We start from the raw sequence: 15941 nt of genomic DNA, 5'->3' as shown, positions 1-15941 counted from the left end.
CTACCCTTGCGCCACCCCGACTCCAAGGATCTACCCATGCTGCAATGGATCACCCGTCCGGGCTGGCCCGGCCACCTGCTCGCCTGTGGCGCAGGCGCCCTGACCACTCTGGCGCTCGCTCCCTTCGACCTCTGGCCACTGGCCGTGCTGTCCATTGCCCTGTTCTACTTCGGCCTGCGTCACCTGCGCCCAGGCCAGGCAGCGCTGCGCGGCTGGAGCTACGGCTTCGGCCTGTTCGCCGCCGGCACCAGCTGGGTGTACGTCAGCATTCATGACTATGGTGCCGCCTCGCCGGCGCTGGCCGGCATCCTCACCCTGGGCTTCGTCGCCGGGCTGGGTCTGTTCTTCGCCCTGACCGCCGCACTCTGGGCGCGCTGGATACGCCGCAGCGAAGCGCCACTGGCCGACGCTCTGGCGTTCGCCGCGCTATGGGTCGCTCAGGAAGTGTTTCGCGGCTGGTTCCTCACCGGTTTCCCCTGGCTCTACGCCGGCTACAGCCAGCTCGAGGCCCCCCTGAGTGGTCTGGTACCGGTCGGCGGCGTCTGGCTGGCGTCCTTCGTCATTGCCCTGTCGGCTGCGCTGATCATCAACCTGGAATGCCTGCGTGCGCACAAGCCGCGTTACCTATGCGCCCTGTTTCTGCTGCTGAGTCCCTGGCTCGCCGGCCTGGCCCTGAAGGATCACGATTGGACCCGAGCAGCAGGCGACAGCCTGACCGTCGCCGCGGTACAGGGCAATGTCGAGCAGAACTTGAAATGGGACCCGGCCCAGCTCAACGCGCAGCTGGCGCTGTATCGCGATCTCAGCTTCAGCGCCAGACAGGTCGACCTGCTGGTATGGCCGGAAACGGCGATCCCGGTACTCAAGGACATGGCCCAGGGCTATATCGGCGTGATGGACCGCTTCGCCCGTGACCGCAACAGCGCCCTGATCACCGGAGTGCCGGTGCGACAGTCCAACGAGCGCGGGGAGATTCGTTATTACAACGCCATCACCAGCTTCGGCGAAGCGCAGGGCACTTATCTCAAGCAGAAGCTGGTACCGTTCGGTGAGTACGTGCCGCTGCAGGATCTGCTGCGCGGCCTGATCGCCTTCTTCGACCTGCCCATGTCCGACTTCGCCCGCGGCCCGGCCGACCAGCCGCCACTGCTGGCCAAGGGTCATCGCATCGCGCCGTTCATCTGCTATGAAGTGGTCTATCCGGAGTTTGCAGCCGCGCTGGCGGCGGACAGCGACATTCTCCTGACGGTCAGCAATGACGCCTGGTTCGGTACCTCCATCGGTCCCCTGCAACACCTGCAGATGGCGCAGATGCGCGCACTGGAGGCCGGTCGCTGGATGATCCGTGCAACCAACAACGGCATGACCGTGATGATCGACCCGCAGGGCAGGATCCAGGCTGCGCTGCCGCAGTTCGAGCGCGGCGTGCTGTATGGCGAAGTGGTGCCGATGCAGGGGCTCACGCCCTACCTGCAATGGCGCATCTGGCCGCTGGCGATTCTCTGCGCCCTGCTGCTCGGCTGGGCATTGCTGGCCAGCCGCATGGCCAAGACGCTGTAGACACAGCGGAGCGAGACACCGAAAAGGCCTTGAAGCGCGATCGAGCCGCCAGATCACAGAATCGCAGGAGCGGCTGGGCGGCACTCCGCGTCAGCCAGGAAGGCTCCGCCAGCCTCGTTCACGGCTGAAGCCGCTCCTACGCGAACGTTCAGCCTCAATCAGCGCCGTATACCCAGGGATAGGCGAGCAGTCCGATGGACTCGTTGAGCAGCAGACTGCTTTGCCAGATGACCCGCGACTCCGGCAGCCAGCCGCCCAGCGGGCGCTCGTAGCCCGCACTGAGATAGCCCATCGGCGCGGTAATCACCTCGAAACCGGCCTGTTCGAAACTCCAGCGCGCACGCGGCATGTGCCAGGCCTGCGTAACCAGCACCACGCGACGCACCCCCTGCGGCTGCAGAAGCTCGGCACTGAACATAGCGTTCTCCCAGGTGGTGCGACTTTTCCCCTCCAGCCAGCGGATATCGAGACCGTAATCGCGCTTCATCGCATCGGCCATCAGCGCTGCCTCACTGGGCGGCTGACCATAATGCAGGCCGCCGCTGGCAGCCAGCGGCAGACCGGACGCGCGCGCCAGACGGGCGGCGTAGCGCAGACGCTCCAGGGCCAGCAGCCCGGGCTGATCGGTTGCGCCCCAACCCGGATCATTCTGTTCACGCCCGGCGCCGAGGATCACGATGGCATCGGCACGCTGCGCCAACGTCGCCCACTGCGCCTCGTCCAGAACCGGCTCCCGCTCGAGCAGGCCCGCGCTCCACTGCATCAGCGCCGGCATACTCATCAACCAGAGCCCGCCAAACCCGGCAGCAAAACAGGCGCCGGCCAAACGCGGAAAGCGGCGGCGCAGCCACCAGCCCAGCAGCATCAGCAGAAGCAGGATGCCTGGCGGCATCAGCAGTTGTTTGAGGATGTAGCGAATCGGCATCAGGCACCTCCGGGGCGCCCAAGCCTATCAGCTCACTGGAGAACCGGGTGAGACCGAATGCCCACCCGAGGCTGTACGATCAGCGGGAATTGCCGGAGCGAAACAACTTCGAACCACAGGCCTGACAGGCTTGCGCCTCCTGCCCGCGCTGCCAGTTGACCGGCGTACCGCAGAGCGCGCAGCAAAGCGCCTGGCGGCGCTTCATCAAAGGCTTGAGCTTGCCCAGCGGCTTGCGCCCTGCAGTTTTGCCGGCGCGCAAGGGCTGGCGCTGCATCAGGGCCAGCTCCTCGGCGGCCGCATGCCAGCCGCGCAGCCAGTGCAGGTCACGGTTGAGGTAAGCGCGGATCAGCTCCAGTTCCGCCGGGCTGAGACCGTCGAGTTCCAGTTCGCGCAATGGTTCGGCATGCAGGCGACTGGCGGTGTCGGCTTCCTCCAGCGCCAGGGCAAGCCGTTGCAGCAGTCGCTCGTAAAGACCACCTCCGCGTTCCGCCTGCCGTGCATCCGCCATCTGCCACCTCGCGAACCCTGACAACCACGGGCCTTGAATGAAGCTTAGCGAAGGCCATGCGCCCAGCCCGGCGCCGCGACAAACGGCGGCCTCCGCACAATCTGGGTTTCCCTCGATAGACGGCGCTCATGTATGCTACGACGTTTTCCGCAAGCCCCATTCCTTCAGCGCCAGAGCCATGCACGAACAGTACTCGCCCCGTGAAATAGAAGCCGCCGCGCAGTCCCACTGGGACGCGCAGAAATCCTTCGTCGTCAGCGAACAGCCTGGCAAGGACACCTTCTACTGCCTGTCGATGTTCCCCTACCCCAGCGGCAAGCTGCACATGGGGCACGTGCGCAACTACACCATCGGCGACGTGATCGCGCGTTACCAGCGCATGCAGGGCAAGAACGTCCTGCAGCCGATGGGCTGGGACGCCTTCGGCATGCCGGCGGAAAACGCCGCGATGAAGAACCAGGTAGCACCGGCCAAATGGACCTACGAGAACATCGCCTACATGAAGTCCCAGCTGAAATCGCTGGGCCTGGCCATCGACTGGACCCGCGAAGTCACCACCTGCAAGCCGGACTACTACCGCTGGGAGCAGTGGCTGTTCACCCGCCTGTTCGAGAAGGGCGTGATCTACCGCAAGAACGGCACCGTGAACTGGGACCCGGTCGACCAGACCGTACTGGCCAACGAGCAGGTCATCGACGGCCGCGGTTGGCGTTCGGGCGCGCTGATCGAGAAGCGCGAAATCCCGATGTACTACTTCAAGATCACCGCTTATGCCGAAGAACTGCTGAGCAGCCTGGATGAGCTCGATGGCTGGCCGGAACAGGTCAAGACCATGCAGCGCAACTGGATCGGCAAGAGCTTCGGTGCCGACATCGTGTTCGACTACGACGTCGACAGCATCGGTATCGACGGCCAGCTCAAGGTCTACTCGACCCGTCCCGACACCCTGATGGGCGCCACCTACGTGGCCGTGGCTGCCGAGCACCCGCTGGCCCAGCGCGCCGCCGAGGGCAACCCGGCCATCGCCGCCTTTATCGCCGAATGCAAGGCCGGCTCCGTGGCCGAGGCCGATATGGCCACCATGGAGAAGAAGGGTCTGGCTACCGGCCAGTTCGTCATCCACCCGCTGACCGGCGACAAGCTGCCGGTGTTCGTCGCCAACTACGTGCTGTGGGGCTACGGCGAAGGTGCGGTAATGGCCGTGCCGGCGCATGACGAACGCGATTTCGAATTCGCAGGCAAGTACGACCTGCCGATCGTTCAGGTCTACGCCGCCGAAGGCAAGGACTTCAGCGCCAGCCAGTGGCAGGACTGGTACGCCGACAAGGTCGGGCTGACCACCGTGAATTCCGGCAAGTACGACGGTCTGGAGTTCCAGGCTGCCTTCGACACCATCGTCGGCGATCTGGAAGCCAGCGAGCATGGCGCACGCAAGACCCAGTTCCGCCTGCGCGACTGGGGCATCAGCCGTCAGCGCTACTGGGGCTGCCCGATCCCGATCATCCATTGCGACAGCTGCGGTGACGTTCCGGTACCGGAAGACCAGCTACCGGTGGTGCTGCCCGAAGACGTGGTGCCGGACGGCGCCGGCTCGCCGCTGGCGAAAATGCCCGAGTTCTACGAGTGCAGCTGCCCGAAATGCGGCGCGCCGGCCAAGCGCGAAACCGACACCATGGATACCTTCGTCGAGTCGTCCTGGTACTTCGCCCGCTACGCCAGCCCGAACTACGACAAGGGCATGGTCGACCCGCAAGCGGCCAACCACTGGCTGCCGGTGGACCAGTACATCGGCGGTATCGAGCACGCCATCCTGCACCTGCTCTACGCGCGCTTCTTCCACAAGCTGATGCGCGACGAAGGCCTGGTGTCATCCAATGAGCCATTCAAGAACCTGCTGACCCAGGGCATGGTGGTCGCCGAGACCTACTACCGCACCCTGGAAAACGGCAGCAAGGACTGGTTCAACCCGGCAGACGTGGAAGTCGAGCGTGACGCCAAGGCCAAGGTCATCGGCGCCAAGCTGAAGAGCGATGGGCTGCCGGTGGAAATCGGCGGCACCGAGAAGATGTCCAAGTCGAAGAACAACGGCGTCGACCCGCAGGACATGATCGATCAGTACGGCGCCGATACCTGCCGCCTGTTCATGATGTTCGCCTCGCCGCCCGACCAGAGCTGCGAATGGTCGGACGCCGGCGTCGAGGGTGCCAACCGTTTCCTGCGCCGCGTCTGGCGCCTGGCCCACGGCCACGTCAGCGCCGGTCTGCCGGGCAAGCTGGATGTCGCCAGCCTGAACGACGAGCAGAAGGCCGTGCGCCGCGCCATCCACCTGGCGATCAAGCAGGCCAGCAACGATATTGGCCAGCACCACAAGTTCAACACCGCCGTCGCTCAGGTGATGACCCTGATGAACGTGCTGGAGAAGGCCGCCACCGCCACCGAACAGGATCGCGCACTGGTGCACGAAGGCCTGGAGATCGTCACCCTGCTGCTGGCGCCGATCACCCCGCACATCAGCCACGAGCTGTGGCAGCGCCTGGGTCACACCGACGCGGTGATCGATGCGCAGTGGCCGCAGGTCGACGAGTCCGCCCTGGTGCAGGACAGCCTGACCCTGGTGGTGCAGGTCAACGGCAAACTGCGCGGGCAGATCGAAGTACCGGCCAGCGCCAGCCGCGAGGACGTCGAGGCTGCCGCCCGCGCCAACGAGAACGTGCTGCGCTTCACCGAAGGCCTGAGCATCCGCAAGGTCATCGTGGTACCGGGCAAGCTGGTCAACATCGTCGCCAACTGATTAAGCTCGGCGCCACAGAGAGTGGCGCCGTGATCCGCCAAGGGGAAATGAGAATGATGAAACGGAATCTGCTGGTCATCGGCCTGGCCGGCCTGCTCAGCGCCTGTGGCTTCCAGCTGCGCGGCACCGGTGATGCGCAGTTCGCCCTCAAGGAGCTCGACGTCAGCGCGCGCAATGCTTACGGCGAAACCGTGACACAGGTACGTGAAGTACTGGAGAACAACGGTGTTCGCGTATACGCCGGCGCGCCCTACAAGCTGGTGCTCACTCGTGAAACCGAGAACCGTCGCAGCGCCAGCTTCAGCAGCGGCGCACGCACTGCCGAGTACGAGCTGACCATGGTGCTGGACTACGAGATCCGCGGCACGCAGAACCTGCTGCTGACCGGCAACACGGTCGAGGTGCAGAACTACTATCAGCAGGATGACAACAACCTGGCTGGCTCGGATCAGGAAGCAGCACAGCTGCGTAATGAACTGCGTCGCGAGATGATCCGGCAGCTCACGCAGAACCTGCAGCAGATCACTCCCGAGCAACTCGACCAGCTGCAGCAGACTGCCGAAGCCCGCGCCAGGGCAGAGGCAGAAGCGCTGGAAGCGGCTCGCCGTGCTCGCGAGAGCCAGGTCGCACCGCAGCAATCGCCAATCGAACTGCCGAGCCAGTAAGGTACCGGGCCGCTCCTGCGGCCCCATGCCTGCTCACCTCATGACAGCACCCCGATGAAGCTCGCCCCCGCGCAACTCGGCAAACACCTGCAGGGTTCGCTTGCGCCTGTCTATGCAGTCAGCGGTGACGAGCCGCTGCTCTGCCAGGAAGCCGCCGACGCCATCCGCAACGCCTGCCGTCAGCAGGGTTTTGGCGAGCGCCAGGTGTTCAATGCCGAAGCCAACTTCGACTGGGGCAACCTGCTGCAGGCGGGCGCCAGCCTCTCGCTGTTCGCCGAAAAACGACTGCTGGAGCTGCGCCTGCCCTCCGGCAAGCCGGGGGACAAGGGCACGGCAGCGCTGCTGGAGTACCTGGCCCGCCCGCCGGAGGACACCGTCCTGCTGCTGAGCCTACCCAAGCTCGACGGCAGCGCGCAGAAATCCAAATGGGCCAAGGCGCTGATCGACGGCCAGGCCAGCCAGTTCATCCAGATCTGGCCAGTGGACGCCAACCAGTTGCCGCAATGGATTCGCCAGCGCCTGGCTCAGGCCGGCCTGAATGCCAGCAGCGACGCGGTGGAAATGATCGCCGCCCGGGTGGAAGGCAACCTGCTGGCCGCGGCTCAGGAAGTGGAGAAGCTCAAGCTGCTCGCCGAGGGCAATCAGGTCGATGCCGAAACCGTTCAGGCAGCCGTGGCCGACAGTGCCCGCTTCGACGTCTTCGGCCTGATCGATTGCGCGCTGGGTGGCGATGCCGCACATGCCCTGCGCATGCTCGAAGGACTGCGCGGCGAAGGCGTGGAAACCCCGGTTATTCTCTGGGCGCTGGCCCGGGAGATTCGCCTGCTGGCCGGCATCGCCCATCAGCAGAGCCAGGGCATCCCCCTGGACAAGGCCTTCTCCAGTGCTCGCCCGCCCGTCTGGGACAAACGCCGGCCGCTGGTTTCCAAGGCCCTGCAGCGCCACAGCAGCAAGCGCTGGGGTCAACTGCTGCAGCAGGCGCAGCTGATCGATGCGCAGATCAAGGGCCAGGCGCCCGGCGATCCGTGGAGTGAACTGGCGCTGCTGACGCTGCAACTGGCCGGTCAGCGGCTGCGTCTGAATCCGTAATCCGGTTCCGGCGGGTAGCCCTGCGCAAGAGTGCCTGCGCCGGGCACCATCTGGACATTTTCTGTACAGCGGCGCATAGTCCGCGCCGTCTGCATTGGCGCAGACACTCGCATGAGGAAACGCCATGAGCAAGAAAGCCGGCAAACGGCCGAACAAGGCCAAATCCATCGTCGCCCAGCCACTGTTTCGTTCCCGCCAGGAACGACCACAGAAAGGCAAAGGCAGCTACCGCCGCGAAGCCTCCCACAATTGGGAGGCTTCTTGCTTTATGGGCTTCATCACTGCGCAGGTCGCCCAGAATCCGGTCCGGGCATGCTAAGGTAGCGGCATGCTTAAACGCCTTGAGATAGACATGCCACACCAGCTTCCGCGTCGCGCCCTGGCTCTGCTTCCTCTCCTTCTGCTGGCGGCCTGCGCCCAGGCGCCGGCGGAGAACCTGCCCACCGCAATGCCTCCGGCTGCGATTCAGACCACGGCCGAAGCGCCGCTGCCCAGCTTCGCCGATTGGCGCCAGACGCTGCGCAGCGAAGCGATTGCCGCCGGTATCGACGCTGCGCTGTTCGATCGCGTATTCGCCGGCGTCACCCTCGACCCGGCAGTACTGAAGGCTGACAGCAGTCAGCCCGAATTCACCCGGCCGGTATGGGAATATCTCGACGGCGCCGTTTCCTCCAGCCGTATTGGCCGCGGTCGCGTCCTGCTGGCACAGCACAATGGCGTGCTGCAACGCATCGAACAGCAGTATGGTGTCGATGCGCGGATTCTGGTGGCTATCTGGGGCCTTGAAAGCAACTTCGGCAACAACATCGGCAGCCACAGCGTGATCCGCTCCCTCGCGACGCTGGCTTACGACGGTCGCCGCCAGGGCTTCTGGCGGGTTCAGTTGCTGGCCGCGCTGCAGATTCTGCAGAACGGTGACATATCCAGCGAGCGCATGATCGGCTCCTGGGCCGGCGCCATGGGGCAGACCCAGTTCATGCCGACCACCTACAACCAGCATGCGGTTGATTTCGACGGCGACGGCAAGCGCGACCTGTGGAACTCCTCGACTGACGCCCTGGCCTCGGCCGCTCACTACCTGCAGGCTTCAGGGTGGCAGCACGGCCAACCCTGGGGCTTCGAGGTCAATCTGCCGGCCGGTTTCGACTACTCCCTGGCCGACCCGGACCAGCGCCGTACACTCACCGAATGGGCGGCACTCGGCGTGCGCCCGCTGGGGCCGACCGGCGCAGCCGCCAGCGCCCGCGCCAGCCTGCAGCTACCTGCCGGCCACAAGGGCCCGGCCTTCCTGCTGTTGGACAACTTCCGCAGCATTCTCAAGTACAACAACTCCACCTCCTATGCGCTGGCCATCGGCCTGCTCGCCGATAATCTGCTGCGCCCGAGCGAGATCAAAGGGCAGTGGCCACGCGGCGAACGCCAACTGGGTCGCAGCGAACGCATCGAGCTGCAGGAGCGCCTGGCCAAGGCGGGCTTCGATCCGGGCCCGGCTGACGGCATCATCGGCGCCAACACGCGCAAGGCCATCCGAGCCCTGCAGCTGCAACTGAACTGGCCTGCCGACGGCTATCCGAACGCCGAGCTGCTGCAGCAACTGCGCACCCGCTGAGGGCCGTGTTTGTCGACAGACGGCCTCAGCGTCTGCATACACCTTCTGTGGTAGACTGGCGGGCGGCCAAAAGCCACCTGCCCACGGAGCCTCTACCGGAGCCCAGATTTCCGATGTCCGATACCTCCTCGCCCAAATCCGTCGCCAGCGGCGAAAAATTCCGCACCGCCCAAGGCATCACTGCGATCAAGGATGGTCAGAAGCGCCGTGCCTCGGCCGAACCCCAGGTTTTCGAGCCCAAGCCCAAGTGGCTGCGGGTCAAGGCGCCGGGTGGCAGCCGCTTCGAGGCGGTCAAGCGCAACGTTGGCGAACACCGCCTGAGCACCGTGTGCCAGGAGTCGCATTGCCCGAACATGGGCGAGTGCTGGTCCAACGGTACCGCCACCATCATGCTGATGGGTTCGGTATGTACCCGCGCCTGCCGCTTCTGCGCCGTGGACACCGGCAATCCCAATGGCTGGCTGGACCTTGAAGAGCCGCAGAACACCGCCAAGTCGGTGGAGCTGATGGCCCTGCGTTACATCGTGCTGACCTCGGTGGACCGTGACGATCTGGAAGATGGCGGCGCCGGGCATTACGCTGCCTGCGTACGGGCGATCAAGGAGAACACCCCGCATGTGGTGGTCGAGGCTCTCACCCCGGACTTCGATGGCGACCACCAGGCCATCGAACGCGTCGTCGACTCCGGCCTGGAAGTCTTCGCGCAGAACGTCGAGACGGTCAAACGCCTCACTCATGTGGTCCGCGACCCGCGCGCCGGCTACGAGAAAACCCTCAAGGTACTCGAGCACGCCAAGAAGCATCGCCCCGACGTGCTGACCAAGACCAGCCTGATGCTGGGCCTGGGAGAAACCGACGAGGAGATTTTCGAGACCATGGATGACCTGCGCGCCATCGGCGTGGACATCCTCACCCTCGGCCAGTACCTGCAGCCGACCCGCAACCACCTCAAGGTGCAGCGCTGGGTCAGCCCCGAGGAGTTCAACCGCTTGCGTGACATCGGCCTGGAGAAGGGCTTCATGGAAGTCGCCGCCGGCCCGCTGGTGCGTTCCAGCTACCGAGCCGACCGCGTGTTCGAGAAGAACAACCTGGGCCTCGCCGCACCGGTACCGGTGCCTGGCCAGGAGATCGACGCCAGCCTGATTCCGGCACTGAATCTGAACTGACTACAGTTGCCGGATAAACGAAAGGGGCGCCATGGCGCCCCTTTCTGTTTCCTCGGACTAACGCCTACTGATATCCCAGCCTCTGGCGCAGAGTCTGTTCCAGCCTTTGCGCCACCTCGTCGAATGCAGGCGGCGCTTGCAGCAGGTCGCGCATCTGCACCATCTTCAGCCCGGCGTAACCGCACGGATTGATGCGCAGAAAGGGCGTCATGTCCATGTCGACGTTCAGCGCCAAGCCATGGAAGGAACAGCCACGGCTGACGCGCAGCCCCAGGGATGCGATCTTGTCGCCTGCCACGTAAACACCCGGAGCATCCGCCTTGGGCGCGGCCTCGATGCCATAGCCGGCCAGCAGATCGACCAGGCTCTGCTCCATGGCCGTGACCAGTTCGCGCACACCAAGGTCGAGGCGACGCAGATCGAGCATCAGATAGGCCACCAGCTGGCCTGGCCCGTGATAGGTCACCTGACCGCCACGCTCGACCTGAATCACCGGAATATCACCAGGCGCCAACAGATGCTCAGCCTTGCCGGCCTGGCCCTGGGTGAAAACCCTGGGGTGCTGCAGCAGCCAGATTTCATCCGGCGTCTGCGCATCACGCTCGCGCGTCAGCGTGCGCATGGCTTCCAGGGTAGGCTGGTAGTCGACCAGACCGAGATGACGGACGACGAGCTCGGGCATGGGTATCACAGCACCATATGCACGCGGCCGGTCGCACGCAGGTCGACGTGAATCGCCTGCAGTTGTTCGACACTGGTCGCGGTGATCAGGACCTGCACGGAGAGGAAGTTGCCGTTGCGGCTGTCTCGCATCACCAGGGTGGAGGCATCCAGATCCGGTGCGTGGCGCTGGATCACTTCGATCACCAGATCAGAGAAGCCTTCGCCGGCGGTGCCTATTACCTTGATCGGGTAACGCTCGCAGGGGAACTCGATTTTGGGTGCTTGAACGTCGCTATCGGTCATGTCATCAGCGGGCTCATGGCCCGTCCAGAAAGGGCCGCCCCGGACTGGAGCGGACTGGATAAGTCAGGCGCCTCGACGAGGCGGTCAGTACAAGGCGCGGCAAGCCCGAAGCAGGCTGAATGAAACGGCGGAGCAGCACCCTTTACAGTACGTAAATGGGCCCTGCTCCGCCATTTTCAATGCTCAGCGAAAACGTCGCTCGCTGTCGGCATTTGCGCTCAGTTGAACAGGCCGTAGAAGAACAGACGGATGCTGTCCCACAGGCGACGCAGCAGGCCGCCCTCGTCTACCGACTGCAACGCTACCAGGTCGGTGCTGCGCACCACCTCGTCGCCCAGTTTGACTTCAACCTTGCCGATCACATCGCCCTGCTGGACCGGAGCGATCAGTTGCGGGTTGAGCGTCATGCTGGCCTGCAGCTTTTCCAACTGGCCTTTGGGCATGGTCAGGGTCAGGTCTTCGGCCAGGCCGGCCTTGACCTGATTCGCGGTACCTTTCCACACGGTGGCCTGGGCCAGCTCGGTGCCCTTCTGATAGAAGGTACGGCTTTCGAAGAAGCGGAAGCCGTAGGTCAGCAGCTTCTGAGTTTCAGCAGCACGGGCCTGTTCGCTGTCGGTACCGAATACCGAGGTGATCATGCGCGCGCCATCGCGCACGGCCGAAGCCACCAGACAGTAGCCGGCCTCGGAGGTGTGGCCGGTCTTCAGACCATCGACGGTGCGGTCACGCCACAGCAGCAGGTTGCGGTTGGGCTGCTTGATGTTGTTCCAGAGGAACTCCTTCTGCGAGTAGATCGCATAGTGTTCGGCGTCTTCGTTGATGATCGCGCGGGCCAGGATCGCCATGTCATGGGCACTGGAGTAGTGCTCGGGATGCGGCAGGCCGGTGGCGTTCATGAAGTGGCTGTTCTTCATGCCCAGTCGTTCGGCGGTGGCATTCATCATGTCGGCGAAGGCGTCTTCGCTACCGGCGATGTATTCGGCGATGGCGATGCTGGCGTCGTTGCCGGACTGGATGATGATGCCGTGCAGCAGGTCGCTGACCGTAGCCTGGCTGTTGAGCGGCAAGAACATGGTGGAACCACCGGAAGCGGCACCACCGGTACGCCAGGCATGCTCGCTGACTGGTACCAGATCCTGCTCGCCGATCTTGCCATTACGGATTTCCAGGGTGGCGATATAGGCGGTCATCAACTTGGTCAGGCTGGCTGGCGGCAGGCGCTGGTCGCCGTTGTTCTCGACCAGGATATTGCCGCTGGCGGCGTCCATCAGAACGTAGGACTTGGCGGCCAGTTGCGGCGCCGCAGGCACCACCTGCTGATTGGCCATGACGAGCGGCGCGACCAGAAGGGTAAGAACCAGTGAAGCACGTTGCACGAAGCTGGTGATGTTCATCCGTCTCTCGAAAATCGTTGCATGGGTTGTACGGCCCCGAAGGGCCATCTTTCGACTCGCCAGCAGGCAAGTCTCGGATTAGTCCGGCAAAAGCCGGTTAAGTTGCCATCAGTCGGCGCGCACCAGCGTGGGCTGCCCGAGGTTGGCCAGGCGCACGCTGCTCTGCAGCTGTTCAGCCTCGCCCTGGTTGCTGATCGGTCCCATTCGGACCCGGTGCAGTATCTGCTGGTCGCGCACTACTGAGCTGATGAACACCGGCACACTGCTGGTCTGGGTCAGCTTGGACTTGAGCAGCTCCGCAGCGTCCGGATTGGCGAAGGCTCCCACCTGGAGATACAGGCCAGAGGCTCCGAGTGAATCGTTTTTTTTTGCGTCGATCTGCACCGGCACCACCGCAGCGGCGTGCTGGGCGGGCGGCGGTGCGTACTGCTCAACGACCTGTGGCGCCGGCTGCGCAACGGGCTGGGCCACGGCGGACTTGGCTGGCTGGTTGTTGGCCAGCACCAGCGGCACCGGACGGCCCTGCTGTGCCCACCACTCATGGGGGTCGATACCTTCCACCTTGACCCGCGCGGTGCCCTTCTCGGCATAGCCGAGCTTCTTCGCCGCAGCGAAGGACAGGTCGATGATGCGGTCGGAGTAGAACGGGCCGCGGTCGTTGACCCGCAGGATCACACTCTTGCCGTTCTCCAGATTGGTCACCCGTACGTAACTGGGCAGCGGCAGCGTCTTGTGCGCCGCGGTCATGCCGTACAGGTCGTAGGTTTCGCCGTTGGCCGTGGCCTGACCGTGGAACTTGGTGCCGTACCAGGAGGCAGGACCGACTGCCTGATAGCGGCGCGCATCCTGAATCGGGTAGTACTGCTTGCCGAACACCACATAGGGGCTGGCCTTGACCGGCCCGTAGTGCGGCATCGGAACGGCGTCCTGAATCTTCGAGACGTCGACGTCCCACCAGGGCGCGCCATCGCGATGCGGGCGGTTGAAATCATTCGGACCGGAAATGCCGGCGGACTGGCCGGGAACTACCGCAGGCTGCGGTGCCCGATTGGAAGAGCAGCTCACCAGCAACAGTGCTGCCGCTACGCAGGCTGCCAGCGGCAGCAGTTTGGACGCACTCATCGATTACCCCGTGCTTCGACCAGCAGCTCAGCCAGTTGGTTGACCGCCATGGCATACATCACGCTGCGATTGTAGCGGGTGATGGTGAAGAAGTTGGGCAAACCGAACCAGTATTCGTCGCCTTCGGCGCCCTCCAGACGAAACGCCGTCACCGGCAGGTCCTCGGCCAGCGCGTCCTGACTCGCCCAGCCCAGCTCACGCAATTCGGCGACGTTCTTCACCGGATCGAGGCCCTGGGTCAGGCCTTCCTCGACCCGCGCACCGCTGACTTCGACGCGACTGGCGACCTGGCTACCGGCCTGCCAGCCGTGACGTTTGAAATAGCTGGCGACGCTGCCGATGGCATCGGTCGGATTGCTCCAGATGTTGATGTGGCCGTCACCGTCGAAGTCCACGGCATAGGCGCGGAAGCTGCTCGGCATGAACTGCGGCAGGCCCATGGCACCGGCGTAGGAGCCCTTGAGCGAAAGCGGATCGACCTGCTCCTCACGGGTCAGCATGAGAAACTCGCGCAGCTCCTTGCGAAAGAACGGTGCACGCGGCGGGTAATCGAAGGCCAGAGTGGACAGCGCATCCATCACTCTCCAGTTACCGGTATTGGCGCCGTAGAAGGTCTCTACGCCAATGATGGCGACGATGAACTGCGGTGCGACGCCATACTCGGCCTCGGCCTTCTCCAGCGCAGCCTGGTTCCTGTTCCAGAACTCCACGCCCTGAGCGATGCGCTTGTCGGTGATGAAGATCGGCCGGTATTCCTTCCAAGGTTTGACCTTCTCGGCCGGGCGCGAGATCGCATCGAGAATCGCCTGCTTGCGCTCGACATCGGCGAACAGGCCATACAGCTGCTCGCTGGCGAAACCGTAGTCACGGGTCATTTCCTCGACGAACTCGGCCACCTGCGGAGAGTTCTGGTAGTCAGCCGCCAACGCCTGGGCGCTGCTGCCGAGGATGCCGGCGATACCGACACCGATGAACGTACGAGCCGCCCAACTGCGCAAAGAATGCATTAACTCAAAACCCCCAAATCAAACCTGAGCGATCCACTTTCTGTGGGTGTGGATCGCCATCAATATCCCGAAGCCTGACAACAGCGTGACCAGATGGGTTCCGCCGTAGCTAATGAATGGTAGCGGCACCCCAACCACCGGCAGCAGCCCGCTGACCATGCCGATGTTGACGAATACGTAAACGAAGAAGGTCATGGTCAGCGCCCCGGCCAGCAGCTTGCCGAACAGCGTCTGGGCCTGGACGGTAATCACCAGGCCGCGGGCAAGCAACAGCAGATACATCAACAGCAACAAACAGACACCAACCAGGCCGAACTCCTCGGCCAGTACGGCAATGATAAAGTCGGTATGGCTTTCCGGCAAAAAGTCCAGGTGCGACTGGGTGCCCAGCAGCCAGCCCTTGCCCAGTACCCCGCCGGAGCCGATGGCCGCCTTCGACTGGATGATGTTCCAGCCCGACCCCAGCGGGTCGCTCTCCGGGTTGAGAAAGGTCAGCACCCGGCGTTTCTGGTAGTCGTGCATGACGAAGTACCACATGCCCACTGCGATCGGCACCACGGCGGCGGCGGCGCCTAGGATCCAGCGCCACTGCAGGCCGGCCATGAAGATGACGAAGGCGCCGGAGGCGAGGATCAGCAGCGAGGTACCCAGGTCCGGCTGTTTGACGATCAGCACGAAGGGGATGCCGATCATCACCAGACTGACGGCAATGTGCTTGAAGCGCGGCGGCAGATTGTGTCGTGACAGGTACCAGGCGATGGTCATCGGCATGATGATCTTCATCAGCTCCGAGGGCTGAAAGCGGATCACCCCCGGGATGTTGATCCAGCGCGTGGCCCCCATCGCCGTGTGTCCCATCACCTCCACCACCGTCAGCAGTGCCACCCCGATCACATAGGCCAGCGGCACCCAGCGCGCCATGAAGCGCGGGTCGAACTGGGCGATCACCACCACAGCGAGCATGCCGATGCCGAACGAGGACGCCTGCTTGAGCAACAGGTCGATGTTCTTGCCGCTGGCCGAGTAGAGGATGAACAGACTGCCGGTGCCCAGAATCAGCAGCAGCAACAGCAACCAGCCATCGATATGCATGCGCCGCAGCAGGCTGGCACGACGGCGCAGTACATCCTCGTCGGACA

14 protein-coding genes and 1 pseudogene are annotated in these 15941 nt (G+C 64.1%); 7 read left to right on the top strand and 8 right to left on the bottom strand.

The features are described 5' to 3' along the window. Positions 1-36 precede the first annotated feature (36 nt). Positions 37-1560: an apolipoprotein N-acyltransferase gene (gene lnt, locus OEG79_RS03675; RefSeq protein WP_264147482.1), complete on the top strand. Its 1524-nt coding sequence runs from the start codon at positions 37-39 to the stop codon at positions 1558-1560. A 154-nt stretch (positions 1561-1714) separates the two neighbouring features. Here the strand turns inward: lnt and OEG79_RS03670 are convergent, their stop codons facing one another. Together OEG79_RS03670 and OEG79_RS03665 are read right to left on the bottom strand one after the other, a co-directional pair. Continuing rightward, on the bottom strand, positions 1715-2485 hold the full coding sequence (locus tag OEG79_RS03670; RefSeq protein ID WP_264147481.1) for a YdcF family protein: 771 nt from the start codon (positions 2483-2485) through the stop codon (positions 1715-1717). A 79-nt stretch (positions 2486-2564) separates the two neighbouring features. Then, entirely contained in the window at positions 2565-2993 is a 429-nt protein-coding gene (locus tag OEG79_RS03665; protein WP_264147480.1) for a hypothetical protein, read from the bottom strand. A gap of 178 nt (positions 2994-3171) precedes the next feature. Between OEG79_RS03665 and leuS the strand changes: the two genes are divergently transcribed. From leuS to lipA, 6 genes and pseudogenes are all read left to right on the top strand, one after another. Then, the gene (leuS, locus tag OEG79_RS03660; protein WP_264147479.1) at positions 3172-5784 is read left to right on the top strand and encodes a leucine--tRNA ligase; all 2613 of its coding nucleotides are present in this window, start codon (positions 3172-3174) and stop codon (positions 5782-5784) included. A 53-nt stretch (positions 5785-5837) separates the two neighbouring features. Then, positions 5838-6449 carry an LPS assembly lipoprotein LptE gene (gene lptE / locus OEG79_RS03655; RefSeq protein WP_264147478.1) on the top strand — a complete coding sequence of 204 codons (612 nt, stop codon included), beginning with the start codon at positions 5838-5840 and terminating at the stop codon, positions 6447-6449. A gap of 54 nt (positions 6450-6503) precedes the next feature. Further along, positions 6504-7538, top strand: a complete 1035-nt coding sequence (gene holA / locus OEG79_RS03650) for a DNA polymerase III subunit delta (protein ID WP_264147477.1) — start codon at positions 6504-6506, stop codon at positions 7536-7538. Between the two features lie 124 nt (positions 7539-7662). Then, positions 7663-7809, top strand: a pseudogene (gene arfA / locus OEG79_RS03645) (alternative ribosome rescue factor ArfA); the annotation flags it as partial. Positions 7810-7890: 81 nt separating this feature from the next. After that, positions 7891-9147, top strand: coding sequence for a lytic murein transglycosylase (locus OEG79_RS03640; protein ID WP_264147476.1), 1257 nt, complete (start codon positions 7891-7893; stop codon positions 9145-9147). A 113-nt stretch (positions 9148-9260) separates the two neighbouring features. After that, entirely contained in the window at positions 9261-10313 is a 1053-nt protein-coding gene (gene lipA, locus OEG79_RS03635; RefSeq protein WP_264147475.1) for a lipoyl synthase, read from the top strand. Positions 10314-10377: 64 nt separating this feature from the next. Here lipA and lipB read toward each other — a convergent pair whose 3' ends face one another. The 6 genes from lipB to rodA all read right to left on the bottom strand — a co-directional run bounded on the left by lipB (position 10378) and on the right by rodA (position 15924). Beyond that, entirely contained in the window at positions 10378-10995 is a 618-nt protein-coding gene (gene lipB / locus OEG79_RS03630; protein WP_264147474.1) for a lipoyl(octanoyl) transferase LipB, read from the bottom strand. 5 nt (positions 10996-11000) lie between these two features. After that, a complete protein-coding gene (locus OEG79_RS03625) occupies positions 11001-11279 on the bottom strand; it encodes a DUF493 domain-containing protein (RefSeq protein ID WP_021441829.1) in 279 nt (92 codons plus the stop codon). A gap of 218 nt (positions 11280-11497) precedes the next feature. Next, complete coding sequence (locus OEG79_RS03620) at positions 11498-12673, bottom strand: D-alanyl-D-alanine carboxypeptidase family protein (protein WP_264147473.1); 1176 nt, start codon at positions 12671-12673, stop codon at positions 11498-11500. Positions 12674-12781: 108 nt separating this feature from the next. Further along, on the bottom strand, positions 12782-13795 hold the full coding sequence (locus OEG79_RS03615) for a septal ring lytic transglycosylase RlpA family protein (protein ID WP_264147472.1): 1014 nt from the start codon (positions 13793-13795) through the stop codon (positions 12782-12784). Further along, positions 13792-14802: a lytic murein transglycosylase B gene (gene mltB / locus OEG79_RS03610; protein ID WP_264147471.1), complete on the bottom strand. Its 1011-nt coding sequence runs from the start codon at positions 14800-14802 to the stop codon at positions 13792-13794. Before mltB ends, OEG79_RS03615 begins: the two co-directional genes overlap by 4 nt. Before the next feature lie 18 nt (positions 14803-14820). After that, a complete protein-coding gene (gene rodA / locus OEG79_RS03605) occupies positions 14821-15924 on the bottom strand; it encodes a rod shape-determining protein RodA (RefSeq protein WP_264148666.1) in 1104 nt (367 codons plus the stop codon). Positions 15925-15941 lie beyond the last annotated feature (17 nt).

It is taken from the genome of Pseudomonas sp. Z8(2022), assembly GCF_025837155.1.
GTDB lineage: Bacteria > Pseudomonadota > Gammaproteobacteria > Pseudomonadales > Pseudomonadaceae > Aquipseudomonas.
This window is presented reverse-complemented; position numbering and strand designations above follow the sequence as displayed.